The sequence below is a fragment of the Pseudomonas shirazensis genome (assembly GCF_014268785.2).
GTDB classification, from domain to species: domain Bacteria; phylum Pseudomonadota; class Gammaproteobacteria; order Pseudomonadales; family Pseudomonadaceae; genus Aquipseudomonas; species Aquipseudomonas shirazensis.
In genome coordinates, this window is record NZ_JABWRD020000003.1 from 556,042 (window position 1) to 581,164 (window position 25,123).

15 protein-coding genes and 2 pseudogenes are annotated in these 25,123 nt (G+C 63.6%); 6 read left to right on the plus strand and 11 right to left on the minus strand.

The genetic code is table 11. The features are described from left to right. Positions 1-161: 161 nt before the first annotated feature. The 4 genes from HU736_RS18575 (at position 162) to HU736_RS18590 (ending at position 10,855) form a co-directional block, all read left to right on the plus strand. On the plus strand, positions 162-650 hold the full coding sequence (locus HU736_RS18575) for a GNAT family N-acetyltransferase (RefSeq protein ID WP_186701310.1): 489 nt from the start codon (positions 162-164) through the stop codon (positions 648-650). Between the two features lie 61 nt (positions 651-711). Continuing rightward, positions 712-1,299: a phage tail protein gene (locus HU736_RS18580; protein WP_186701309.1), complete on the plus strand. Its 588-nt coding sequence runs from the start codon at positions 712-714 to the stop codon at positions 1,297-1,299. Positions 1,300-1,425: 126 nt separating this feature from the next. After that, positions 1,426-9,306, plus strand: coding sequence for an Ig-like domain-containing protein (locus tag HU736_RS18585; RefSeq protein ID WP_186701308.1), 7,881 nt, complete (start codon positions 1,426-1,428; stop codon positions 9,304-9,306). Positions 9,307-9,358: 52 nt separating this feature from the next. Then, a complete protein-coding gene (locus HU736_RS18590) occupies positions 9,359-10,855 on the plus strand; it encodes a TolC family protein (protein ID WP_186701307.1) in 1,497 nt (498 codons plus the stop codon). Between the two features lie 42 nt (positions 10,856-10,897). On the opposite strand, the gene cysC is transcribed toward HU736_RS18590, so the two are convergent. Together cysC and HU736_RS18600 are read right to left on the minus strand one after the other, a co-directional pair. After that, on the minus strand, positions 10,898-11,461 hold the full coding sequence (cysC, locus tag HU736_RS18595; RefSeq protein ID WP_367615299.1) for an adenylyl-sulfate kinase: 564 nt from the start codon (positions 11,459-11,461) through the stop codon (positions 10,898-10,900). Positions 11,462-11,581: 120 nt separating this feature from the next. Beyond that, positions 11,582-12,469, minus strand: coding sequence for a LysR family transcriptional regulator (locus HU736_RS18600; protein WP_186701305.1), 888 nt, complete (start codon positions 12,467-12,469; stop codon positions 11,582-11,584). A gap of 100 nt (positions 12,470-12,569) precedes the next feature. Between HU736_RS18600 and HU736_RS18605 the strand changes: the two genes are divergently transcribed. Together HU736_RS18605 and dctA are read left to right on the plus strand one after the other, a co-directional pair. Then, positions 12,570-13,739, plus strand: a complete 1,170-nt coding sequence (locus HU736_RS18605) for a mandelate racemase/muconate lactonizing enzyme family protein (protein ID WP_101322207.1) — start codon at positions 12,570-12,572, stop codon at positions 13,737-13,739. Positions 13,740-13,840: 101 nt separating this feature from the next. Continuing rightward, the gene (gene dctA / locus HU736_RS18610; RefSeq protein WP_186701304.1) at positions 13,841-15,148 is read left to right on the plus strand and encodes a C4-dicarboxylate transporter DctA; all 1,308 of its coding nucleotides are present in this window, start codon (positions 13,841-13,843) and stop codon (positions 15,146-15,148) included. 153 nt (positions 15,149-15,301) lie between these two features. Here the strand turns inward: dctA and HU736_RS18615 are convergent, their stop codons facing one another. From HU736_RS18615 to oxdA, 9 genes and pseudogenes are all read right to left on the minus strand, one after another. After that, complete coding sequence (locus HU736_RS18615; RefSeq protein WP_186701303.1) at positions 15,302-16,942, minus strand: AMP-binding protein; 1,641 nt, start codon at positions 16,940-16,942, stop codon at positions 15,302-15,304. 61 nt (positions 16,943-17,003) lie between these two features. Continuing rightward, a pseudogene (locus HU736_RS22290) lies at positions 17,004-17,294 on the minus strand (methyl-accepting chemotaxis protein); the annotation flags it as partial. Beyond that, positions 17,289-18,368 (minus strand): annotated as a pseudogene (locus HU736_RS21975) (PAS domain-containing protein); the annotation flags it as partial. The pseudogenes HU736_RS22290 and HU736_RS21975, both read right to left, overlap by 6 nt. Beyond that, positions 18,289-19,557: a GTP-binding protein gene (locus HU736_RS18625; RefSeq protein WP_186701301.1), complete on the minus strand. Its 1,269-nt coding sequence runs from the start codon at positions 19,555-19,557 to the stop codon at positions 18,289-18,291. The pseudogene HU736_RS21975 and the gene HU736_RS18625, both read right to left, overlap by 80 nt. Beyond that, positions 19,554-20,216 carry a nitrile hydratase subunit beta gene (gene nthB / locus HU736_RS18630; protein ID WP_186701300.1) on the minus strand — a complete coding sequence of 221 codons (663 nt, stop codon included), beginning with the start codon at positions 20,214-20,216 and terminating at the stop codon, positions 19,554-19,556. The genes HU736_RS18625 and nthB overlap by 4 nt, the downstream gene beginning before the upstream one ends. A gap of 39 nt (positions 20,217-20,255) precedes the next feature. Beyond that, positions 20,256-20,837 (minus strand): nitrile hydratase subunit alpha, encoded by a 582-nt coding sequence (gene nthA / locus HU736_RS18635; protein WP_186701299.1) that lies wholly within the window; start codon positions 20,835-20,837, stop codon positions 20,256-20,258. A 78-nt stretch (positions 20,838-20,915) separates the two neighbouring features. Continuing rightward, complete coding sequence (locus tag HU736_RS18640; RefSeq protein ID WP_186701298.1) at positions 20,916-22,430, minus strand: amidase; 1,515 nt, start codon at positions 22,428-22,430, stop codon at positions 20,916-20,918. Between the two features lie 159 nt (positions 22,431-22,589). Then, a complete protein-coding gene (locus HU736_RS18645; protein WP_186701297.1) occupies positions 22,590-23,456 on the minus strand; it encodes a transporter in 867 nt (288 codons plus the stop codon). Between the two features lie 92 nt (positions 23,457-23,548). Beyond that, a complete protein-coding gene (oxdA, locus tag HU736_RS18650; RefSeq protein ID WP_186701296.1) occupies positions 23,549-24,607 on the minus strand; it encodes an aliphatic aldoxime dehydratase in 1,059 nt (352 codons plus the stop codon). Between the last annotated feature and the right edge of the window lie 516 nt (positions 24,608-25,123).

Below are 25,123 nucleotides of genomic sequence, written 5' to 3' on the forward strand. Positions count from 1 at the left end.
AAAAGGCCTCAAACAGGCGTTTGATAAAATAGTGGCATTTGGCTTCTTCTGCGCTAGCAGGCGGGCTGGCAGTTCGGCTACGCTGCCGCCCATATTGTCTGACAGTCCATCATGGAAGCGCGCCCCGGCTTGGGGAAACATTGCACGGAAGCAATCCCGCCATGTCATCGCCCGAGGTTTCTCTTCGTCCGTGTGTGGACGCCGACCTGGCGTTCCTGAGTGCTCTGTACGCGCGCACCCGCTCGGCTGAAATGGCTCAGTTGGGCTGGCCAGCGGCTGCGGTCGAGGCCTTTGTGGCCCAGCAGTTCGCGGCTCAGCAACAGCATTACCAAACCCACTATGAGGACGCCCGGCAATTGATCATCGAGTCGGCTGGCGAACCTGTCGGCCGCGCCTATCTGCACTGGAGCGCAGCCCAGCTGCACATCATCGACATCAGTTTGCTCCCTGCCTGGCAAGGGCAGGGTATCGGTACCCGCCTGCTCGGCCAATGGCTGGCCCGCGCCGATGCCAGCGGCTTGCTCGTCAGCCTGCAAGTGCTGGCCGGCAATCCGGCACAGCGGCTGTACCTGCGTCACGGTTTTCAAGCGAGCGCGGATGACGGCTTGTATCTGCACATGCAGCGCCAACCTTTGCTCAGCGCAGCGTAAGTAATCATTTTTTGCGGGCCATTTGGCTCGGGTTTTCAGTGCAGTCAAAGGAGCGCAGTAGATGAGTGATCCGTTTCTTGGTGAAATCAGAATGTTTGCCGGCAATTTCGCGCCGCGTGGCTGGGCACTCTGCCAGGGGCAGTTGCTGCCCATCGTGCAGAATCAGGCGCTGTTCTCATTGTTAGGCACCTATTACGGCGGCAACGGCACGACAAACTTCGCCCTGCCTGACTTGCGCGGTCGCGCGGCGATCGGCACCGGCCAAGGCCCCGCCTTGTCTCAAATCGATCTGGGCGAATCATCGGGCAGCGAAGCGGTCACTCTGACCGCGAACAATCTCCCGCAGGTGCCGGTCAACCTGGCTGCGGTGAAAGCTACAGTTGCTGTGCCGGCATTCAGCGGTGACGCCGACAGCAACTTGCCCGCGAGCAACCGTGTGCTGGCCAAGTCAGTGGATGCCGACGGTAGTGGTGTGAACGTCAGTATCTTCAGCGAAAGCGCCGCTGATACCGCGCTCACAGCGTTCCAGGCGCCATTGACCGGATCGGCCACGGCTGGCGGCAATTCGCTCCCGGTCAGCGTGCGCAATCCCTCTCTGGGCGTGAACATGATCATTGCGGTTGAGGGTATTTACCCGTCGCGCAACTAAGCTTGACAGGTACGGCGCCTGCCGCAGCTACGACGCTGCGGCAGGCGCCGGCAATTCCCAAGGACATTGCCGGTTTCCGTCAGGAGGCCGGCTGGAAACACCAGCACAAGGCTGAGCGAGGACATCATGGCATTCTGGAAACGCGGCACGCGCACCACCCCACCTACCGTTTCCGTGAATTCGCCGAGCCTGATTCAGGCCCTCGAACCACGCATGATGTTCGACGCCTCGGTGCCGGTCGTTGCCGACCAGGCGGCAGTGGCCGTCGAAGCCGCTGCCGCTGCCGCGGGGCACGACCCGGCCAGCAGCCAGGATGCCGCCAGCGAGCATGACCCCGCACCCGCCACGGCCGCGCCGGCCACCGCTTCGGCGGATGTCGCCGGCGGCCAGGAAGTGGTGTTCATCGACTCGGCCGTCAGCGATTACCAGAAGCTGATCGCCGGCCTGCCCGAAGGCGTCGAAGTGGTGGTGCTGGACAACAGCAAGGACGGCCTCAAGCAGATCGCCGACTACCTCGACGGGCGCAAGGACATTGCCTCGATCGATATCATCAGCCATGGCGACGCGGGCTATATCTACCTGGCCGGCGATGCGATCTGGACCAATCAGTTAGACGCCCATGCGGCCGACCTGGCGCGCATCGGTGCCAGCCTGGCCGAAGGCGGTGATGTGCGCTTCTTCGCCTGCAATACCGGCGCAGGCGCCGAGGGCCAGCAGTTCGTCAACGAAGTGTCGCGCCTGACCGGTGCTGATGTTGGTGCCTCGAGCGATTCCACCGGCAACCGTGCCGGTGAGGACTGGCAGCTGGAAACCGTCGCTGGCGCAGTCGCCAGTGGAGTCGGTGTGCAGCGCGGCGACCTGTCGGCGTTCACCACCTCGCTGGCAACCATCACCGTCACCGACACCGATGCTTCGTCGACCGTGGTCAACGGCAAGGTCTCGCTCGCCGAGGCCATCCAGGCCGCCAACGGCGATGTCTCGGTGGATGGCTCAGCGGCCGGCAGCGGCAGTGACATCATCGTCTTCCACCAGGACCTCAAGGGCCAGACCATTCGCTGGTCATCTGCGACCGCCTTGGCCGTGACCAGCACGATCACCATCAACGGTGATGTCGACGGCGACGGCGTCGGCGACATCATCCTCAGTGGTGACGTCAACAACAGCGGCTCGCGTGACGCGCTGGAGGCCTCCGGCCTTTCCATCAATGCCGGCGGCTCACTGACTGTGCAAAATCTGGACTTCCGCCACTTTTCCGGCAACATTACCGGCGGCGTCCTGCGTGCCAACGGTGGCACGCTGATGGTTGAAGATTCGAACTTCCAGAACAACTCGGGCACCGTGATCAACTCCAGCACGTCGGTGGGCACCGCCATCACGCTGCGCAACAGCACCTTGCACGACAACAGCAGCACGATCGTTGGGGCAACCGCCATGAGCTCGTTGGTGCGGTTGGCCGGCCCCGGTAGTTATGTGCTCGAGAACGTTGCGATCTACAACAACAGTGGTACCCATGCTGGCGGCGGCACAGTAGCTTCAGGGGGTATCCTGATCCTGAGCTCGGCCACGGTACAGATCGTCAACAGCACCATTGCCAACAACGTGTTTACCAATACCGGCGCGGGCGGCATCAGCAGCGCCGGCCTCGGCTGGACGGGAACTGCGACGGGACTGATCACCGTGCAGAACACCATCATCAGCGGCAATACGGTCAACAGCGTTGATGCCAATCTGCAAGCTGGCACCGCCTACACCGACACCACCAACCTGATTGGCACCACCGTCAACTTCGTCGACGCCGCCAATGGCGACCTGCGCCTGGCAGCCAGCGCCAGCAATGCGATCAACCAGGGCACCAGTACGGGTGCGCCCACCACCGACCTGCGTGGCTTCGAGCGTCCGCGCGGCGGCGCGGTGGATATCGGCGCCTACGAGGTGCTGTACGACACCGCGCCGCTGGTCGACCTCGACAGCACCACGCCCGGTAACGACAGCAGTGTCAATTTCAACGGCAGCGCGGTGCCGCTGCTGCCGAACATCGTCATCACCCAGAGCGACGGCGACACCCAGGTCAGCGGTGCCAACCTTAGCTTGAGCGGCAGCCTCGATGGCAGCAACGAAGTGCTGCTGCTCAGCGCCGGCCAGCTCGCTACCGCTGCCAGCTACGGCATCAGCGTGACCGGCTCGGGCACCTCGACACTGGCCCTCAGCGGTGTCGCCACGCTGGCCCAGTACCGCACAGTGCTGGCTGCAGTGCAGTACAGCAACAGCACGCCGGCCTATACCGCGGGCCTGCGCAGCGTGACCGTGCTGGTCAACGATGACATGGGCAGCACCTCGCACACTGCGCTGGTGGACGTGCAGCCGCTGAATGCTGCGCCGGTCATCGGCAACCTCAACGGCGATAGTGCCGCCTTCACTCAAGGTGGCGGCGCGGTGCTGATTGACGCCGGCGGTAACGCTACGGTGAGCGACAGCGACTCGACCGATTTTGCCGGTGGTGCGTTGACCGTATCGGTCACGGCCAATGCCGCTCCGGGCGAGGACCGCCTGGCGATTCGCAACCAAGGCAACGGTGCCGGCCAGATCGGCGTCAGTGGCAGCAGCGTCAGCTACGGCGGCACCGTGATCGGCACGCTCAGCGGCGGCACCAATGGCGCCAACCTGGTGGTCAGCCTCAACGCCAATGCCAGCGCCGCTGCGGTCGAGGCGCTGGTGCGCAACCTGACCTACGACAACAGCAACGCCAGCAACGCGATTGGCCAGGCGAACCGCATGCTCAGCGTGACCGTCAGCGATGGTGACGGCGCGACCTCAAGCGTTGCCAACGTGGCGGTTACCGTGCGCGAGACCGTGCCGCCAAACGCAACCATCGTTGTCAGCGACAGCACTTTGCTGGCCGGTGAAACCACCCTGGTCAGCATCACCTTCAGTGAGGCAATCAGCGGCCTTGGCGTCGGCGACTTCACCGTGGCCAACGGCGTATTGAGCAACCTCAGCAGCAGCGACGGTGGCATTACCTGGACCGCCACGCTCACGCCCAGCACCGCCACCACCGACAGCAGCAACCTGATTTCCCTGAATAACGCAGGGGTCACCGACGCCGCCGGCAATGCCGGCGTAGGTACTACCGAGTCGAATAATTACGCCATCGATACCGAGCGTCCGACGGCAGTGGTGAGCCTGTCCAGCAGCAGTTTGCTCGCGGGCCAGACCGCCGTGGTGACCATTACCTTCAGCGAGGCCGTGAGCGGCTTCACACTGGCCGATCTGAGCGTCTCCAACGGCGGCTTGAGTGGTCTGAGCAGCAGCGACGGCGGCATCACCTGGACCGCGCTGTTGACCCCGACCGCAGCCTCGACCAGCGTCGCCAATGTGGTCAGCGTCAACTTGGCGGGGGTCACTGATCTGAGCGGCAACGCCGGCACCGGCTCGGCACCGTCGCCGACCTACAGCGTCGACACCTCACGCCCCACCGCGACCATTGTGGTTGCCGATACAGCGCTGCGGACTGGTGAAACCAGCCTGGTCACCATTACCTTCAGCGAAGCCGTCACTGGTTTCAGCAACGTTGACCTGAGCGTCGCCAACGGTTCGCTCAGCAGCGTCAGCAGCAGCGACGGCGGCATCACCTGGACGGCGACCTTCACCCCCGACGCAGATATCACCAGCACCGGTAACCTGATCACCCTGGACAACAGCGGTGTCAGCGACCAGACGGGCAACACCGGTATCGGCATCACCGACTCGAACAGCTTCGCCATCGATACCCAACGCCCGACCGCGACTGTCGTGGTCGCGGACAGCGCCTTGAGCGTCGGCGAAACCTCGACAGTCACCATCACCTTCAGTGAGGCGGTGAGCGGCTTTACCACCGCCGATCTCAACATCACCGTTGGCCTGCTGAGCAATTTGAGCAGCAGCGATGGCGGGGTTACCTGGACTGCCACCCTGACCCCGAGCAGCAATATCACCAACACCAGCAATATCATTGTTCTGAACAACACTGGCGTTACCGACCATGCCGGTAACGCCGGCATCGGCAGTACCGCCTCGAACGCCTTCGCCGTCGATACCCAGCGCCCGACTGCGGTGATCAGCATGGCCGACACGGCGCTGAGCGCTGGCGAAAGCACGTTGGTGACCTTCAGCTTCAGCGAAGCGGTGAACGGCTTCAGCAACGATGACCTGAGCGTGGCCAACGGCACCCTCAGCGATGTAACCAGCATCGACGGCGGCATCACCTGGACGGCGTTGTTCACGCCGACGCTGCAGGTGCAGGACATCAGCAACCTGATCACCCTGAACAACAGCGGCATCACCGATCTGGCCGGCAACAGCGGTACTGGCACGACCAACTCGCCTAACTACACCGTCAACACCGTGCTGCCGACGGCCACCATCGTGGTTGCCGACACGGCCTTGGCAGTCGGCGAAACCAGCCTGGTCACCATCACCTTCAGCGAGGCGGTGAGCGGCTTCACCAATGCTGACTTGAGCATTGCCAACGGTACGCTCAGCACTGTCAGCAGCAGTGATGGAGGTATTACCTGGACAGCCACGTTCACGCCATCGAGCAACGTCGATGACAGTGCCAACCTGATTACCCTCGACAACACCGGTGTGATGGGGGCGTCCGGTAATACCGGCATCGGCAGCACCGACTCGAACAATTTCGCCATCGACACCCAGCGCCCGACTGCGACTATCGTGGTCGCTGACAGCGCCCTGAGCGTCGGCGAAACGTCGACCGTCACCGTCACCTTCAGCGAGGCGGTGACCGGCTTTACCCGGGCCGATCTGAGTGTCAGCGTTGGCCAGCTGAGCAATTTCATCAGCAGCGATGGCGGGGTGACCTGGACGGGCACCCTGACCCCCGACAGCAACATCTCCAACACCAGCAATGTCATTGTTCTGGACAATACTGGCGTCGCCGACCTGTCCGGCAACAACGGCAGCGGCACGAGCGACTCGAACGCCTTCGCCGTCGATACCCAGCGCCCGACTGCGGTGATCAGCATGGCCGACACGGCACTGAGCGCTGGCGAAAGCACGTTGGTGACCTTCAGCTTCAGCGAAGCGGTGAACGGCTTCAGCAACGATGACCTGAGCGTGGCCAACGGCACCCTCAGCGATGTAACCAGCATCGACGGCGGCATCACCTGGACGGCGTTGTTCACGCCGACGCTGCAGGTGCAGGACATCAGCAACCTGATCACCCTGAACAACAGCGGTATCACCGATCTGGCCGGCAACAGCGGTACTGGCACGACCAACTCGCCTAACTACACCGTCAACACCGTGCTGCCGACGGCCACCATCGTGGTTGCCGACACGGCCTTGGCAGTCGGCGAAACCAGCCTGGTCACCATCACCTTCAGCGAGGCGGTGAGCGGCTTCACCAATGCCGACTTGAGCATTGCCAACGGTACGCTCAGCACTGTCAGCAGCAGTGATGGAGGTATTACCTGGACAGCCACGTTCACGCCATCGAGCAACGTCGATGACAGTGCCAACCTGATTACCCTCGACAACACCGGTGTGATGGGGGCGTCCGGTAATACCGGCATCGGCAGCACCGACTCGAACAATTTCGCCATCGACACCCAACGCCCGACCGCCACTATCGTAGTCGCGGACAACGCCTTGAGCGTCGGCGAAACGTCGACCGTCACCGTCACCTTCAGCGAGGCGGTGAGCGGCTTTACCACCGCCGATCTCAACGTCACCGTTGGCCTGCTGAGCAATTTGAGCAGCAGCGATGGCGGGGTTACCTGGACTGCCACCCTGACCCCGACCAGCAATATCACCAACACCAGCAATATCATTGTTCTGAACAACACTGGCGTTACCGACCATGCCGGTAACGCCGGCATCGGCAGTACCGACTCGAATACCTTCGCCGTCGATACCCAGCGCCCGACCTCGACTATCGTCCTGAGCGACTCGGTACTGACGGCAGGGCAGACCTCGCAGGTGACCATCACCTTCAGCGAAGCGGTGATCGGTTTGGCGCTGGATGACTTCAGCGTTAGCAATGGCCTGTTGAGCAACCTTTCCAGCAGCGATGGCGGCGTGACCTGGACGGCGACGTTCACTCCCGCCAGCAATGTCGAGCAAGCCGGCAACCTGATCAGCCTGGACAACAGCCGCTACACCGACCTGGCAGGCAACAGCGGCACCGGCAGCAGCGCTTCGCCGGCGTTCAGCATCGACACCGTGCGCCCCAACGCAACCATCGTGGTCGCCGGCAGCACGCTGACCGGTGGTGAGAGCAGCCTGGTAACGATCACCTTCAACGAGCCCGTAAGCGGGTTGACGCTGGCTGACTTCAGCGTCACCAATGGCGCACTCGCTAACTTGTCCAGCAGCGATGGCGGGATTACCTGGACCGCAATCCTGACTCCCACCGCAGGCGTCGAGGCTGCCCGCAACCTGGTCAGCCTGAACAACGCCGGCGTGACCGATCAGGCTGGCAACAGCGGCGTTGGCAGCAGCGTCTCGAACGCCTTCGCGGTCGACAGTCGCGCGCCGACCGTAGCCGTAAGCAGCGTCGACAGTTCACCGAACACCCCCGACAGCGTGCGCTTCACCGTGACCTTCAGCGAGGCGGTCAACGGCGTCGACCTGGCCGACTTCGCCCTGCTCGCGACCGGCAACGCCAGCGGCACGTTGAGCAGTCTGCAACGCCTGGATGCGAACACCTATGTGGTCACCGTCAGTGGCATCAGCGGCAGCGGCAACCTGAGCTTGAACCTAAACGGCGCTGCCAGCGGCATTGCCGATCAGGCCGGCAACGCCCTCAGCGGCGGCATCACCGGCGGGGGTTACAACGTCGACCGTGTGGCGCCAGTCACCACTGGCGTGACGGTCCCGGTCGGGGTTACCTACAGCGCCGGCGACAACCTGTCGTTCGTGGTCAACACCAGCGAAACCGTGTTGGTCAACGGGACGCCGCAGCTGGCGCTGGATATCGGCGGGCGCACCGTATTCGCCAACTATGTCGCCGGCTCGGGTAGCTCGACGCTGGTGTTCCAGTACACCGTGCAAGTCGGCGACAACGACGCCAACGGCATTCAGGTGGTCGGCTTGTCGAGCAACGGCGGCAGCCTGCGCGATGCCGCCGGCAACGCCATGCAGCTGGCCCTGAACAACGTCGCCGACAGCAGCGGCGTAACCGTCGATACCGACGCGCCGCAGGTCGAGTCGATCGTCGCCGCGCCTTCGGCGCCGGGCAGCATGAGCTTTACCGTGACCTTCAGTGAAGCCGTCAACGGCGTACAACTGTCCGACTTCAGCCTGCTCACCACCGGCAACGCCAGCGGCAGCCTGCAGTCGCTGGTGCAGATCGATGCGCGTACCTGGCAGGTCAATGTCTCCGGCACTGGCGGCTCCGGCAGCCTGGCGCTGGCGCTCAATGGCACCGCCGGCACGATTACCGATAACGCCGGCAACCCGATCAGCGGCGGCTTCAGCAGCCAGGGCCAGAGCATGGTCGCCAACGACGGCGACCCCGAGTTCCGCGCCAACGCCGGGGTCAGCCCGCTGGCACCGGCGCAGCCATTGCTGGTGCCACAGGTGCCGCTGGCCAGCGTGGTCGACACGCGCTCACCGCTGTTGCCGGCGCCTCTGTTCGAAGTGCCGACGCTGGGCAACGGGGTCGCCACACTCGGCAGTATCTTCATTCACAACGGCGCGCTGGCGCCGAGCTACCTGGCGCAAGTCTTCGCCGGCAGCAGCGCGGTCGGCCTTGGCGACAACGACGGCAGTACGTTTGGCAGCAGCAGCCTGGCCAGCATCTTCAGCAAGACCATGCCGGACGACGGCGGCCAGTACGAACTCAGCGGCGGCAAGCCGTGGCGTCAGGCCGAAGGCGGGGCGGGCAGGGGCCTGACCGCAGCACCAAGCCTGGGCCAACAGTTGCAAGGCATCACCGACAATCAACAACGCCCGACCAGGGAACTGGCGCAGGCGCTGGGGCAGATCAATGCGCGCGTACCTCAGGTGTGAGCGGACAAGCAGTCATGAGTTTCACATGTGCCGTACCAGGGGGCGGACAGGGATGAACAAAGCATCAAGGTTTTTCGCGGTAAGTTTTCTCGCGTTGGCGGTCACCGGCTGCGCAGTCAAGACTCAGCCAATCGAACCGAGCGTCAGCGAGCAGCGGGCCAAGTCCGATCTGGCCAAGATGTTCAAGGATCAGGAGGCCCTGCAAGGCCCGTTGACCCTGCACGAAGCCATGGCGCGTGCGGTCAAGTACAACCTTGAAGCCCGCCTGAAAATCATGGAAGAAGCCCTGGCCCAGCGCCAGGTCGACCTCGCCACCTTCGACATGCTGCCACGCATGGCGATGTCGGCAGGCTACGCCGGGCGCAGCAATGTCAGCGCCTCTAGCAGCCAGAGTATTCTGACCAACACCCAGTCCCTCGAACCCTCCACCTCGCAGGACCGTGACCGCGGCGTGGCCGACCTGACCATGGTCTGGAACGTGCTCGACTTCGGCGTCAGCTACGTCAACGCCAAACAGCAAGGCGACCAGCGTCTGATCGTGCAGGAACGTCGGCGCAAGGTGGTCCAGACCATCATCCAGGATGTCCGCTCGGCCTACTGGCGCGCCGTTGCCGCCGAGCGCCTGCTGACCCAGATCGATACCCTGATGGTGCGCGTCGACCAGGCCAAGGCCAACAGCCAGCAGATGGGCGAGCAGCGCCTCGGCGACCAGGTCGCCACGCTCAACTACCAGCGCGCATTGATCGAAGCCACCCGCCAGCTGGAAGAACAACGCCGCGCGCTGTCGCTGGCCAAGACCGAGCTCGGCGCGCTGATCAACCTCGCGCCCGGCAGCAAACTGACCCTGGCCTCCAGCAACGACTACAGCGTGCCCGAGCTCAAGGTCGACCTCGCCACCCTCGAACAGCAAGCCCTGGCCTCGCGCCCTGAATTGCGCGAGCAGGACTACCAGGCGCGCATCAGCGCCGCCGAAGTGCGCAAGTCGATGCTGCGCATGCTCCCCGGCCTAGAGTTCTCGGCCGGCGGCCACTACGACAGCAACAGCTTCCTGAGCAATCAGAGCTGGGCCGACTACGGTGTCAAGATCACCTGGAACCTGTTCAACGTGATCTCCGCGCCCGCCGCGATCAACGTCGCCAAGGCCGGCGAACAAGTGGTCGAAGCCCGCCGTCAGGCCATGTCGATGGCCGTACTCGCCCAGCTGTACGTGGCTAACGCCAACTACAACGAAGCCCGCCGCCAGTTCGCCACCAGCCAACAATTGGTGTCGCTGGATGGGCAGATCGTCGAGCAACTGCGCAACCGCCATCAGGCCCAAGGCATCGGTGAGCTGGAGCTGATCCAGGGCGAGCTGAATGCCCTGCAAGCCGACCTGCGCCGCGACCTCGCCTACGCCGAGCTGCGCAACAGCTACGGCCAGGTCTTCGCCAGCGCCGGCCTCGACCCATTGCCAACCAAACTGCGCTCGGACTCGCTGACCGACATCGCCCAGGCCCTCAGCAGCAATGAAAGCCGCTGGCAGCAAGGCGACATCACCCCCGGCCTGTAAGGCCCGGCCTGCAACCCTGCCCGCGCAGGGTTGCAGCCAGCCTCAAACCAAAGCTTCAAGCACGTAAGCCAGCAAGCGCTCGGCCGAATGGCCAAGCGTTTGTGCGCCCGTCTCCAGCTGCAACTGCGGCTGCTGCGGCGCTTCATACGGCGCATCGATCCCGGTAAACGCCGGCAGCTCGCCCGCCCGCGCCCGCCGATACAACCCCTTCGGGTCACGCCCCTCGCACGCCTGCAGATCCGCGCTCAGATACACCTCATGAAAGCCCGCCTTGCACGCCCGACGCGCCGCCGCCCGATCTGCTCGGTAGGGTGAGATAAACGCTGCGATGCAGATCAGCCCCGCATCCGCGAACAACGCCGCGACCTCACCGGCACGGCGTACGTTTTCGCTGCGATCGGCAGGGGAGAAGCCCAGATCGGCGTTCAGGCCAGTGCGCAGGGCGTCGCCGTCGAGAACGTAACAACCGTAGCCGCGAGCGGTCAATTGTTCGGCGAGGGCGGTGGCCAGGGATGACTTGCCGGCGCCGGAGAGGCCGGTTAGCCAGATCACCGCGCCGGGGTGGCGGCGGGGGAAAGCAGCAGGGGGTGTGGCGACAGTTTGCACTTGGCTGGATTCCATTCCCGGTGAGCATGCTGAGTTTACTGGACTATTGCTGAGTTGGCGGTGGCAGAGCAATTGCTGGCTGAGGCAGCACCCGCATGCACTGCGGGATCTGCAGGCCATTCAAGCCCCAGCCTGATCTGGCAGCTTCCCCCAGAACTCCTGCGCCGACTGACTGATCGGCCCGGTTGGCCGGGTCAGGTGAATCTCCAGCGGAATATCCCAGCTCTCATCCAGCGCCCGCACCAGGCGGCCATCGGTCACTTCCTGTTCGGTCAAACTGCGCGGCAGCCAGGCCACGCCTTTGCTCTCCAGCGCCATCGACATCAGCACCGCCGCCAGGTGGCTGCTGAACAGCGGCTTCAGGTGCAGGTATTCCTCCTTGCCGCGCAAGCGGTGGGCAACGATGCGCCCCAGGCCCGACTCATGGGTGTAAGCCAGATAAGGCAGCGCCTCAGGTGAGGTGCCAAAGTTGGCCGAGGCACTCGCCAGCGGCACCAGCACATCCTCGCCGACCTTCTTGCTGACGAACTGATCCGGTGCCAGCAGCGGCGGTACATCGGGATGGCGGTGGCAGAGCATGAACTGCACCTGGCCATGGATCAGCATCTGCTCGCACACCGCCATGCTGTCCGAATGCAGCTGCACCGCTTCGATCGGCGCGCCGTTTTCTGCGCTGCGCAGCCACTTCGGAAAGAACGTGAACGACAGCGAATGGGTGGCCGCAAAATGCAGCGACTTGGCCGCCATGCCCGCCACTTCCTGGGCCTCGGTGCGCATGCGGTACAGGCGCCGGGCGGCGTCCTGGGCGCTGGGCAGGATCTGCCTGCCGGCGTCGGTCAGGGTCGCGCCCTGCGGGGTGCGGATGAACAGTTGCACGCCCATCCAGTTCTCCAGCGCCCGCACCCGACGGCTGAACGCCGGCTGGGTAACGTGGCGTGCTTCGGCGGCGCGCACGAAGCTGCCGTACTCCGCCAACGCGGAAAGATCCTCCAGCCAAACCAGTTCCAAGGGCCATGCCTCCTGTGCATAGGGTCCGGCATTAATAGCATTGGGCGGGTACCCTCGCAACGCCTAACGTGGGGCCACAAACAACAACAGGAACCCCGCCATGCGCATTGTCGACATTCGTGAAAAAACCGTTTCGATTGCCTCGCCCATCGCCAACGCCTACATCGACTTCTCGAAAATGACCTGCTCGGTGGTCGCCGTGGTCACTGATGTGATCCGCGATGGCAAGCCGGTGATCGGCTACGGCTTCAACTCAAACGGCCGCTACGGCCAGGGCGCGCTGATGCGCGATCGCTTCCTCGCGCGCATCACCGAAGCCGACCCGGAGACCTTGATCGACCACGAGAACAACAACCTCGACCCGTTCGCCATCTGGAAAACCCTGATGACCAACGAAAAGCCCGGCGGCCACGGCGAGCGCTCGGTTGCCGTCGGCACCATCGACATGGCCGTGTGGGATGCCGTCGCCAAGATCGAAGGCAAACCGCTCTATCGCCTGCTGGCTGACCGCTACCGCAATGGCGTCGCCGACGACAAGGTGTGGGTCTACGCCGCTGGCGGCTACTACTACCCCGGTAAAGACCAGACCAAGCTCAAGGCCGAAATGCAAAGCTACCTCGACCGCGGCTACGACGTGGTCAAGATGAAGATCGGCGCCGTGCCGCTGGACGAAGACATCCGCCGTATCGAAGCCGTGCTCGAAGTGGTCGGCGATGGCCAGCGCCTCGCGGTCGACGCCAACGGCCGCTTCGACCTGCAGACCGGTATCGCCTATGCCGAGGCGATCAAGAAGTACAACCTGTTCTGGTACGAGGAAGTCGGTGACCCGCTCGATTACGCCCTGCAAGCCGAGCTCGCCAACCACTACGAATTGCCGATGGCCACCGGCGAAAACCTGTTTTCGCACCAGGACGCACGCAACCTGCTGCGTCACGGCGGCATGCGCCCCGACCGCGACTACCTGCAGTTCGACTGCGCGCTGTCGTACGGCCTGGTCGAGTACATGCGCACCCTCAAAGTGATGGAAGACCTAGGCTGGTCATCGCGCCGCGTGGTCCCTCATGGCGGCCACCAGATGTCGCTGAATATCGCAGCCGGCCTGCACCTGGGCGGCAACGAATCCTACCCGGACGTGTTCCAGCCATTCGGCGGCTTTGCCGACGGCATCCAGGTTGAGAACGGCTATGTCGGCCTGCCGGATATCCCAGGCGTCGGCTTTGAAGCCAAGTCTGCGCTGTACGCAGTCATGCGCGAACTGGGCGAGGGCTGAGCCACCCCCGCGCTGCGGTCTTGCGATAGAGACCGCAGCGTCGGCGTCGCCTGCCGACGCCAAGCCACACGCCCATCACAACAATAAAATGAGGTGCATTCGTGGAAACGTCCAAGTCCCGCTGGTACAGCCAGCTCTACGTGCAAGTGCTGATCGGCATCGTCATCGGCGCCGCCATCGGTTACTTCGTGCCCGACATCGGCGCCAAGCTGCAGCCGTTTGCCGACGGCTTCATCAAACTGATCAAGATGCTGCTGGCGCCGATCATCTTCGGCACGGTGGTAGTCGGCATCGCCAAGATGGGCAGCATCAAGGAAGTCGGCCGCATCGGCGTCAAGGCGCTGATCTACTTCGAGATCCTCTCGACCATCGCCCTGGTCGTTGGCCTGATCGTGGTCAACCTGGTCAAACCCGGCGAAGGCATGAACATCAATGCCGCCGGCCTCGATGGCAGTGCCATCAGTAAGTACAGCCAGGCTGCCAGCGAACAGGGCGGTACCGTTGATTTCTTCCTCAATATCATCCCCAGTACTTTTGTTGGCGCGTTCTCCAATGGGGTGATGCTGCAGGTCATTCTGCTCTCGGTATTGATGGGTGTGGCGCTGGTGCAGATGGGCGAAACCAGCAAGCCGCTGATCAACACCATCGACCTGTTCCTGCAGGGCCTGTTCAAGATCGTCGCCATGGTCATGCGCCTGGCCCCGCTCGGCGCCGGTGCCGGCATGGCGTTCACCATCGGCAAGTACGGCATTGGCACGTTGCTCTCGCTGGGGCAGTTGCTGGTTGCGCTGTACATCACCACGCTGATCTTTATCGTAGTGGTGCTCGGCGCCGTTGCCAGATGGTCGGGCATGCCGTTGATGCAGTTTTTGCGTTACTTCAAGGACGAGATTCTGATCACCCTGGGGACCTGCTCAACCGAGGCGGTGCTGCCGCGGATGATGGTCAAGCTGGAGAAGCTAGGCTGCAAGAAGTCGGTGGTGGGGATGGTGTTGCCGACCGGGTATACCTTCAATGCCGACGGCACTTGCATCTATCTGACCATGGCGGCGATCTTCATCGCCCAGGCGACCAATACGCCGCTGACGTTCATGGATCAGATGATCTTGCTTGGCGTGTTTCTGCTGACCTCGAAAGGCTCCGCCGGGGTGGCGGGGGCGGGCTTTGTGACGCTGGCGGCGACGTTGACCACGATTCATTCGATACCGTTGGTGGGGCTGGTGTTGCTGCTTGGGATTGACCGCTTCCTTAACGAGGCGCGGGCGGTGACCAACTTGATTGGCAATGGGATTGGCACGATTGCGATTGCCAAGTGGGACAACTCGTTTGATGTGGCAGCGTGTGAGCGCGAGATTGCTGCGATGAAGGAAGAGAAGGCGGCGAGGAAAGCCCTGCTGGCGCAGAAGTAAGCCGCACGCGTGTGCGTAGGAGCGGCCTTGTGTCGCGAAAGGCCAGCGCAGCTGGCCCGGCGATATTGGCGGCGAAGCTGAGAATCTGGGGCCGCTACGCGGCCCTTTCGCGACACAAGGCCGCTCCTACGCCGACCGCGTTATAGCCGCAGGTCAGCTCTCGACTGTCTGCTGCTTGGCAATCTCCTGATTACGCAGAATAAACCGTTGCAACTTGCCGCTCGGGGTCTTAGGTAGTTGCTCGACAAAGTCGATCTCACGCGGGTAGGCATGCGCAGCCAGGCGGTTGCGCACGTGCAGGCGCAGCACTTCGGCAAGCTCCGGGCTTGGTGCATGGCCGCTGTGCAGTACCACAAACGCCTTGATCAACTCGGTGCGTTGCGGGTCGGGTTTGCCGATCACAGCGGCTTCGACCACCGCCGGGTGTTCGATCAGCGCGCTCTCGACATCGAACGGGCCGACGCGATAACCGGAGGTGGTGATCACGTCGTCGTTGCGGCCGACAAAGCTGATGCTGCCGTCGTCATTCAACTCGACGATATCGCCACTCAGGTAATAGTGGTCGACAAAGGCCTTGGTCGGCATGCCGTAATAACCGTCGAACCAGCACAGCGGCGAGCGCTTGCGATCGACCGCGAGCACGCCCGGCTGACCGGGTGGCAGCTCGCGGCGCTGTTCATCCAGCACCACGATGCGGCAACCCGGCACGGCGTAACCCGCTGAGCCCTCGCGGATCGGGTGGCTGAGGCCGTGGTGGTTGCACAGCACCATGCCGACTTCGGTTTGGCCGTAGTGGTCATGAATCACCACGCCAAGCTCATCGGCAAACCAGCGGATCACCTGCGGATTGAGCGGCTCGCCGGCACTGCTGACGGCGCGCAGTTTGCCGCGTATGGCATCGGAGAATTCAGCACCCGCGGCGATCAGCAAGCGGTACGCGGTGGGTGAGCCGGCGAGGTTGCTGATCGCGTATTTGTTGATCAGGCGACTGGTGCTTTCGACCGAGAACGGGCCGTCGTAGAACAGCGTGGCCTGGCCGCAGGCGAGCGGGCCGGTGACAGCGTAGTACAGGCCATAGGCCCAGCCGGGGTCGGCGAGGTTCCAGAAGCGGTCGTCGTCGCGCAGCTCGATCGCGTCGCGCATATAGCTCTTGAACGCGAGGATCGCGCGCAGGGGCACTTCCAGCGGTTTGGCCGGGCCGGTGGTGCCGGAGGTGCACATCAGCAGAAACGGCGCGTTGCCGTCGAGCAGCGCCGGCGGGCAGTCAGCCGAATGCTGGGACAGCACGTCCCAGAAATCGAAGTCGTCCAGGTCCAGCCGGTCGGCGCCAACCACGATGATGTTCGGGCAGTCGGCGATCTCGTCGAGCTTGGAGCGGTTGTGTGGGTCGGTGAGCAGCCAGCGCGCCTTGGAGCAGCTCAGGCGTTGTTCGATGGCCTTGGGCCCGAACGCAGTGAACAACGGCTGATAGACCGCGCCGATGCGCCAGGTGCCGAGGATGGCAATCAACAGCTCAGCCGTGCGCGGCATCAGCCCGGCGACGCGGTCGCCCGGCTTGACGCCCTGGCTGCGCAGGAAGTTACCGAATTGCGCGGCCTGAATCTGCAGCTCGCGGAAGGTGTGCTGGGTCGCACGGCCATCGCGGGTTTCGCAGTACAACGCCACGGCGTCACTGTAGGCGTGGCGGTCGCAGCATTCGATGCAGGCGTTCATCGCGGCCAGCTCGCCGCGAAGGTCTTGCGCGGCCAGCTGGTGGTAATTGAAGGAGGTCACTGCTGAGTCGTAATCGCGCATAAAGTACCTGATTGTTATTGTTTGGAATCTTTAACGCCGCGCTGGCGCTGGGTTAGCTGTCGATCATCTGCGCTGCTTGTTGCGTTGCCTGACTGGTGCGCGTAGCCAGCTTGCGCACCTCGTCGGCCACCACCGCAAACCCACGCCCGGCTTCGCCCGCGCGGGCCGCTTCGATGGCGGCGTTCAAGGCCAGCAGGTTGGTCTGGCTGGCGATGCCCTGGATGGTGGCGACGATGTGGGTCAGTTTGCCGAGGGTCTCCTGCATCACCTGGTGCTGTTGCGCCTGCGCCTCGCGGATGGTGCTTTCTTCATGGCGGGCATGGATATCAGTTATAGCTCCAACTACCCGCAACGGCGCGCCATCTGCAGCACGCCGGGTTTGCCCGCGGCCGCGGAACCAGCGGTAGGCGCCGCTTTGGTGGCGCAGGCGATACTCGACATCGAACGGGGTGTTGCCGCTGCGATCATCGACATGGGCGACAAACGCCGCGATGGCGCGGGCGCTGTCGTCGGGGTGCAGGCGTGTGGTCCAGCTTTCCAGGGTGTTGGGAAATTCTTCGACGGTGCTGCAGCCGAGCAGCCTGCGCATCTGCGACGACCACCAGATGGTGTTGCTCGGGTTGGCCGGGTCGCCGGCGACCACTTCGATATCCCACAGGCCGTCGTGGAGCATTTCGCGGGAAATGTCGAAACGCTCGGCGGCCAGCTCAAGCTCTTGGATGTGCAACTGTTGCTCGTGGATATCCAGCAGGGTGCCCGCCGTGGCGATGGCAACGCCGTTGGCGTCACGCAGCGAACTGCCGCTGACCCGGCACCAGCGATAGTCGCCGCCGGCGGTGAATTTCATGCGCAGGTCCAGCGCAAACGGTGTGTGCCCGCTGCGGTCGGCGAGGTGCCGGGCGAGGGCTTGCTGATGGGCGTGGCGATCAGCCGGATGCAGCTGTTCGTGCCACTGGCCCAGCTCAGGCAGATGCGGTGCGTGGAGCGCGGCCGGGCCCGTCCACTCCATCGCGCAGTCTGGTGCAGGCGTGCCTGTGGCAGGCAAATGCAGTTGCCAGAACAACTCATCGGCGCCTTCGGTGACCAGCGTCCAGCGCGCTTGCAACTGCTGCGCCTGTTCGTCGCGCTCAGCCAGGCGCTGTTGCAGTTGGCTCACCTGCGCGGCAAGTTCGCGGGCCTGCTCCTTGAGCGTGCGCCGCTCCTGCAGCAACTGCTCGACGCCGGTAAGGATGCGCCGCAGCAGCGGGTTGCGCGACGACAACGGTGCGCCCGGCTGGTCGGGCTGGTCGAGGCGGTCGGCGAGTGGGGCCAGAACCCAGCGGCTGGTGCGATTGAAAAACAGCATGCTACATCTCCAACTGGATAGCGGCAGCAGCCGGTAATGGCGGCGTCTGCCTGGCGGACAAGGCGAGGTTGTCGAAGGCATTCGCCCAGGGCAGTGCGGGCCAGGCCGACGGGCCGGTAGCGATTTCGTCTGCGCTCAACAGGCAGTGGTCGAGCTCGCGTTGCAACGCTTCGGTGTCCAGGTCCTGGCCGATGAACACCAGCTCTTGCCGGCAGTCGCCGACGATGCTGTCCCACTTGGCCATGATCCCCTGCAGGCGATACTTGTCCTGCGGCCACTGCGAAGGGTCGATGAAGTTCCACCAGTGGCCGACGTAGTCCCACTGGAACTGCTTGCCGCTGTGCACCAGCAGGCCGATTTCGCGGTGGCGGCTGGCCAGCCAGAAGTAGCCTTTGCTGCGCAGCAAGCGGCCATTGCTCCACGGGCGGGAGAGAAATTCGAGCAAGCGTTGCGGGTGAAACGGCGCACGCTCGCGATAGACCCATGACGTCACGCCGTAGGTGTCCGACTCGGCGGCGGGAGTGTCGTCGGCGTCCATCTGCTTCATCCAGCCGGGCGCGGCGGCCAGGCTGGGCAGATCGAACAGCTGGGTGCCGAGGATGGTGGACAGCTCAACATTGCCAGCGACCATCGGCAGGATCTGCGCGCCGGGATTGAGCCCGGCCAGCACCGCCCGCAGCGTCTGGTATTGCGTGTCGTCGATCAGGTCGCACTTGTTCACCAGAATCACGTTGGCGTACTCGGCCTGCTCGATCAGCAGGTCAGCCAACGGGCGCCGCGGCGCAGTGGCGTCGGCCCGCTCGACGGTTGCCGGTGAGTCGAGCAGGGCCTGAAACTGGCTGGCATCGACCACGGTTACCAAAGTATCCAGTCGCGCCAGTTCGCTGAGGCTGAAACCCTCGGTGTCGAGAAAGGCAAAGGTCTCGGCCACCGGCATCGGCTCGGAGATGCCGGTGGACTCGATCAGCAGATAATCAAACCGCTGCTGGCGCGCCAGCGCGCTGATCTGCTCGAGCAGGTCGGCGCGCAGGGTGCAGCAGATACAGCCGTTGCTCATCTCGATCAACTCGTCCTGGCCACGGTGCAGCGTTACATCACGCTGTACCTCGGCGGCGTCGATGTTGACCTCGCTCATGTCGTTGACGATCACCGCCACTTTCAAACCCTGGCGATTGCGCAGGATATGGTTGAGCAGGGTGGTCTTGCCTGCGCCGAGGAAGCCGGAAAGAACCGTCACCGGCAGTCGGCCTGCCTGGGCGCCGGCAGTCATGCGTGCACCGCTCGCGGGCTGTCGACTTTGTCCAGGTAGCTTTCGAACAGGTCGACCACCACCAGGCCATCGTCGGCGGCGTCGCCCCACAGGTCCTTTACCCGGAACTCGACGTGGTAGGTCGGTTGATGCGCCGCGCTGCGGTCGCCGTGGCCAATCGCATCCGGGAAGGGCCACTGCGCAGTGGTGCGGTGCAGCACCACGCCTTGCTTGCCACGCACATAGGCCGGCATGCGCACATGCCCCACCACATATTCATCACGGACGATGACTCGGTCGCCGACTTCGAACGGCGGGCGCCCGGTGATCGCTTCGCGGCCTTGGGCATGGGCCGGGTTGGCCAGCTTGAAGTGCGAACCGAGGGCCTCATCCAGTTCGGCCTGGGTGATGACGCCGGTCTCGACCAGCAGGGTGGCGGTGGCGATGACATAGCGCTCGTAGTACTCGGTGCCGACATGCTGGCGCACATCGATGCGCTCCACGGCATGACGGATTTCGTCGACGCTGAACTTGCCCATGTGGTCGGCGCCAATGAACATCAGGCTGTAGGCCAGGTGCTCCCAGTCCTGCTTGAACACCTGCTTGTAGCTGAGGCTGTTGATGCGGTGGGGCACTTTGCCAAAGCCCTGGAAACCGCCGAGATCGTGAAAGCCATCCATTTTGAACACTCCGCAAGGGTAGGGGGTTGGGCGCGTTGCTCAGCCGACACGCGGCAGGGCGACGCCAATCAGCACGTCCTTTGTCACCAGTTGGCGCAGCTGCTCTTCGCTCATGTGCTCGGAGCCCGCTGGCCGCTGTGGCAGCACCAGGTAACGGCTTTCAGCGCTGGTGTCCCAAACCTTGATCAGCACGTCTTCCGCCAACTCGGTGCCCAGCTCGCGCAACACCGTGCGCCCCTCCCGTACCAGCCGCGCGCGGAACTCGAAGCCCTTGTACCACTCGGGCGGCAGGCCCAGCACCGGCCAGTTGGTGCAGGAGCACAGGCTGCAGACGATCACGTTCTTAAGCTGCGGGGTGTCTTCCAGGGCGACGATGTATTCGCCCTGCGGCCCGGTGAAACCGAACTGCGCGCAGGCGGCAGTGCCGTCCTTGAGCAGCAGCTCGCGGAAGGCCGGATCGACCCAGGCCTTGGCGACGATGCGCGCGCCGTTGTCCGGGCTCCAGCCGTGTTCCATCAGCTGGGTGAGCTGCTCGATGTAGCCTTCAGGGATGAGGTCTTTGTTCTTCAGCACTGCGTACAGTGCCCGCGCCCGCTCACCCGGGGTTGAGGTTGCCGTCATGGAATTACTCCTCTCGTTGAACACGGTTGTTGATCTAATTGTTGTTGTTGTTCGGGGCTGTGGCGCTGGCCGCATCCGCTACAGCGTGCGCCAGTCCACCGCGCCTTCGAATGCCGCCGCCGCCTGGTAAATAGTGCCCTCGGCGTAATGCTTGCCGACCAGCATCAGCCCAACGGGCAAGCCGTCGACCAAACCGCAGGGGATGGACATGGCCGGGTGGCCAGTGATGTCCTGGGCGGCGGTGTTGCCGAGCATTTCCAGAGCCCGCGAGACGTTCTCGGTGATCGAGCATTCCGCCTCTGGCAGCGGCTGGGCGATGATCGGCACGGTCGGCATCACCAGCAGGTCGTATTGCTCCAGCGCCTTGTCGTAACCGGCGCGGGCGAAGCGGGCGATGTTTTGCGCCTTGGCGTAGTAACGGCCGTGGTAGTGATCGAGACCAAACTGGCCGACCAGCATGCACAGCTTTAGCGAAGGCGAGAGGGCGTTGGCCTGGGTGCGCCAGCCGACCTGTTTGTCGAGCAGGCCGACGTCGTACAGCCCCTTCCAGTTAAACCCCGCACCGTTGCCGTGCATCATCTGCATGGTCAGGCCTTCGCAGCCGATCGGGCCCCACAATGTGCCGGCCAGGGTGTGCTCGGGCACGGAGACTTCCTCGACGACCGCGCCCAATGCTTCGAACTGGGTGATGGCGCTGCGCACCGATTTGGCAACCCGCGGGTCGAGGTTGGCCAGCTCGAAGCCTTGCTTAAGGATGCCGATGCGCAAGCCGCGCACGCCACGATCAAGGTAGTGGCTGTAAGCGTCGACTTCAGGCGTGCCCTGGCGGGGATCGAGCCCATCGGCTCCGGCCATCACTTCCAGCATCAGCGCGTTGTCGCGCACGTTGTTGGTCATCGGGCCGACATGGTCGAAGGTCGCCTCGACCGCCATCACCCCGGTATACGGCACCAGGCCGAAGGTCGGCTTCAGGCCATAAATGCCGCACCACGCCGCAGGAATACGCGCCGAGCCGCCCTGATCGCCGCCCACCGCCAGGTCGACTTCGCCGGCCGCCACCAGCGCAGCACTGCCCGAAGACGAGCCACCGGTACTTAAGCCCGGGCGCAGAGGGTTATGCACCGGCGCCGGGTCCGAAGTGTGGCTGGCGCCGGACAGGCAGTAGTGCTCGCAGGTGGCCTTGCCGAGGATGGTCACCCCGGCGTCGAGCAAGCGGGTAACCACAGTGGCATCGAACGCCGGTACATGGCCGGCCAGCGGTGCGGCGCCGTTCATCATTGGCACGCCGGCCAGGGAGATGTTGTCTTTCAGGGCCACGGTTTTACCGAGCAGTTTGCCGGAGCTGGCGCCCATCACCTCGGTGCGGTAGTACCAGGCGTTCAGCGGATTTTCGCGGCTGGACGGGCGATAACCGGCGGTGCGCTCGTAGCGCACCAGCGGGGTGAAGTCGGGCAGCTCGTCGACCAGGTCGTAGGCGTCCAGGCTGGGCTGCATGAGCGCCAGGTATTCGCTGGCTTGCTCGGGTGTCAGCTGCATATGCAGGCGCGCGGCGAGGGCCTGCAGTTGTTCGAGCGTCGGGCGGGTGATGGCCATGGTGTGTCCTGTTTCCGATGCCAGGCCTCAGGGCCTGGCAAATGGCTGTGCGAGAGGCCCGCCGCGGCTGGGCCTGCTACTAAGCTAGCGCCAGCGCGCGGCCGGCACTTGGTTGAGCAGGACAGTCGCTTGGTTGAGAAGGACTGCCTGCCTGGCGGCTCAAAACACCCGCGCGTACCTGAGGTTCAGGCGGAAGTTTTCCTTGGGGCCGTTTTCCACCGCGAGGTCACGCCCCAGCTGTATCTGCAACTGGTCCTGAGCGGTAAAGAACTTAGCGGCGGTGACGCGGAAGTTGGTGGTTTCGCCGCGGTCATCCTGGGCGGTGCCGTCTACCCGGTTTTCCCCACCCCAGCTGTGGCCCACACCTACTGCCAGTGACGTGCCCGGGTCGATGATGTAACGCCCCATCAGTTGCGCGGCGTAAGACACGTCCTGCTCACGACGCACCGAGTTGGCGGTGAAGTCGTCGTTGTCGCCGTACCAGATCGCATCACCGACCAGGTCAACCGCCCATTTCTCGCCGAAGTGCTTGATGTAGGCTGCCTGAAGGTCGGCCTTCCAACGGTTCTCGCCCAGGTTGAGGGCGTCGTCGCGGTCGTAATTACCGGTGGGCGCGGTGAGGTATACGGTGGCCGCGAGGATGTCGTTGGCATCGTTCAAGCGGTACTTGAGCGGCGCCGTCACGGTAACGTCGCCGACACCGCGGGTGCTGCCCAAGGCCGACGCATCCCCACCGCTGGAAACATGCCCGAACGGCAGCAGGATTTGCGGCTCGATGCTTAGTTGGTCGGTCAGTCGATACGCATGCACCAAGCGCAAGATGCCGATATCGGAGGTCAGGTTGAAGTCCGAGCTGGCCTTGTGGCCCTGGGCGTAGGCGCTGTTGGTGGTGGAGTGCTGGTAGTAAACCAGACCTACAGTTGCACCCACCGGCAGCGCTTCATAATCCCCCGGAGTAACTTCTAGCGCTTGTGCAGACAGGCACGGCACGGCCGCCGCGAGCATCAGGTAACGGAGCTGTTTCATGGACCAAGTCCTTATTGTGAGCCCAAATTCGGGCAAAAAGAGCCCCGCTGCCGTAACAACGGCAGGTGCAGGGCTAAACGTGGAGTTCGTTGTTAGTTGGTGCTTACTTGTGCGTCACGCAACATGCCCGTGTGCGGGTGGCAGTTGATGTATTCGAACACCTGGCTGCTCGCATCCGACACCGACACCTCGTGGTACAGGCGCAACTTCTGCAGACCCGCCGCCACTCGGAAGAAGGTAACGAAGATGCGCAAATGAGTCGGGTGTGATTCCGCCCAGCGCTCGAGTTTTTCCACCGAGCGCCAGTGGCCGATGTTGTAACTCATGTCGAGAAAGTTGCCGTCTGCATCGATATTGCGCACGAAGCGATTGCTGTAACAGCCCAACGGCTGGCCGTTATCGCGCAAGAAGTCCATGCCGTCTTGCAAGGTCGGCAAGATCTCATCCAGGTACAACGAACGCTCCGCCGCCTCCGCCGCGGCCCAGTCCTGGCCCGAGCGAATCAACGCGATATTGTCATGGCCGACCACCACCACCCGACCGCCCTTGGCCGGGTCGCCAGACACCACCCGCAGCTCGCCGTTAGGGTTCATCCAATCGGTTTGCGACACCGGAAAACGGTCGCGCATCGAGCCCCAGTAACCGTGCTCTTCGATCTCGCCACTGGTGTTGTCCATCACCGCGCCAACGCCCGGCAAGTCGCTCTGAAACGCATACAACGTCTCGAACTGCTCCGCCCGCGGCGCAGAGATCTCGCGGTAATAACCCAGGCCATCATTCAAGCGCTGCGGCGAACTCCACCAGCCCTCCACCTCGGCCGAACGCACCCAGCGGCAGTAAGCGCCAACGTCCTTCCAGTAGCCGACGATCATCAGGTTGTCGTAGCCGCTGCTGTCGGTGTGGTGGGTCAAGTCGTGGGTCAGCGGTCCGTCGGCCAGGCTGAAGCTGGCAACGATGTCACGCATCGCCTGCAAGGCCTGCTCACGCTGGCCGTCACCTTTGTATTGCACGCCCAGGTAAGCCATCACTACCTGAGTCAACTGCTCATCAGCGCGGCCCACCCACATCGGGAAGGGCGGCTGGTAATCATCAGGCACCCGGCGCGACAACGTGCGCGGGCACTTGAGGTGTTTGTCGATTGCAGACTCCATCACAGGCTCCTCATTATTTTAGTTTCAGGCACACGCTCAGTATTCAGGGTCATTGCTTTCAAACGCTTCCTACTCCCCCGAACAGCACCCCTGTCGGACGCGGTAGCCCTGTTGGGCGCGGTCCGTGTAGGAGCGGCCTTGTGTCGCGAAAGGGCTGCAAAGCAGCCCCCAACCCACGCAAACCAGACCCGATTTTTCGCTTTCAAAGCCATGGCATTAAGCAAGCCCCTCCCCAACCGAGCCCGCACCGCACATCCCCCCCGCTCAAGCACCCAAGACAAAAACTCCTCAGGCGCCAAATCACGCATATGCAGCCACCTCAACTCATCTGCCACCTGCTGTTGTTGTTCGAATTGCATGGGCTCACCTCATCGGCATGGGTTGCTGATTTGCCGTAAGGTCAAAGTTAGGCACGACTGACCAGCCCCGCTTTGTTCGCAAGGACAACCGTTTGGTTGGAAAAGACAGCACCAAAACACCCGCCTGAGCACGAACCAAGAGGGTGCGGCGCACCGC

Excerpts from the sequence above, each read along its gene's own strand:
- HU736_RS18585 (WP_186701308.1), top strand. The coding sequence starts at position 1,426 with ATGGCATTCTGGAAACGCGGCACGCGCACCACCCCACCTACCGTTTCC.
- HU736_RS18580 (WP_186701309.1), top strand. The coding sequence starts at position 712 with ATGAGTGATCCGTTTCTTGGTGAAATCAGAATGTTTGCCGGCAATTTC.
- HU736_RS18645 (WP_186701297.1), bottom strand. The coding sequence starts at position 23,456 with ATGAAACAGCTCCGTTACCTGATGCTCGCGGCGGCCGTGCCGTGCCTG.
- HU736_RS18625 (WP_186701301.1), bottom strand. The coding sequence starts at position 19,557 with ATGACTGCCGGCGCCCAGGCAGGCCGACTGCCGGTGACGGTTCTTTCC.
- HU736_RS18640 (WP_186701298.1), bottom strand. The coding sequence starts at position 22,430 with ATGGCCATCACCCGCCCGACGCTCGAACAACTGCAGGCCCTCGCCGCG.
- HU736_RS18605 (WP_101322207.1), top strand. The coding sequence starts at position 12,570 with ATGCGCATTGTCGACATTCGTGAAAAAACCGTTTCGATTGCCTCGCCC.
- HU736_RS18575 (WP_186701310.1), top strand. The coding sequence starts at position 162 with ATGTCATCGCCCGAGGTTTCTCTTCGTCCGTGTGTGGACGCCGACCTG.
- nthA (WP_186701299.1), bottom strand. The coding sequence starts at position 20,837 with ATGACGGCAACCTCAACCCCGGGTGAGCGGGCGCGGGCACTGTACGCA.
- HU736_RS18590 (WP_186701307.1), top strand. The coding sequence starts at position 9,359 with ATGAACAAAGCATCAAGGTTTTTCGCGGTAAGTTTTCTCGCGTTGGCG.
- nthB (WP_186701300.1), bottom strand. The coding sequence starts at position 20,216 with ATGGATGGCTTTCACGATCTCGGCGGTTTCCAGGGCTTTGGCAAAGTG.
- oxdA (WP_186701296.1), bottom strand. The coding sequence starts at position 24,607 with ATGGAGTCTGCAATCGACAAACACCTCAAGTGCCCGCGCACGTTGTCG.
- HU736_RS18615 (WP_186701303.1), bottom strand. The coding sequence starts at position 16,942 with ATGCGCGATTACGACTCAGCAGTGACCTCCTTCAATTACCACCAGCTG.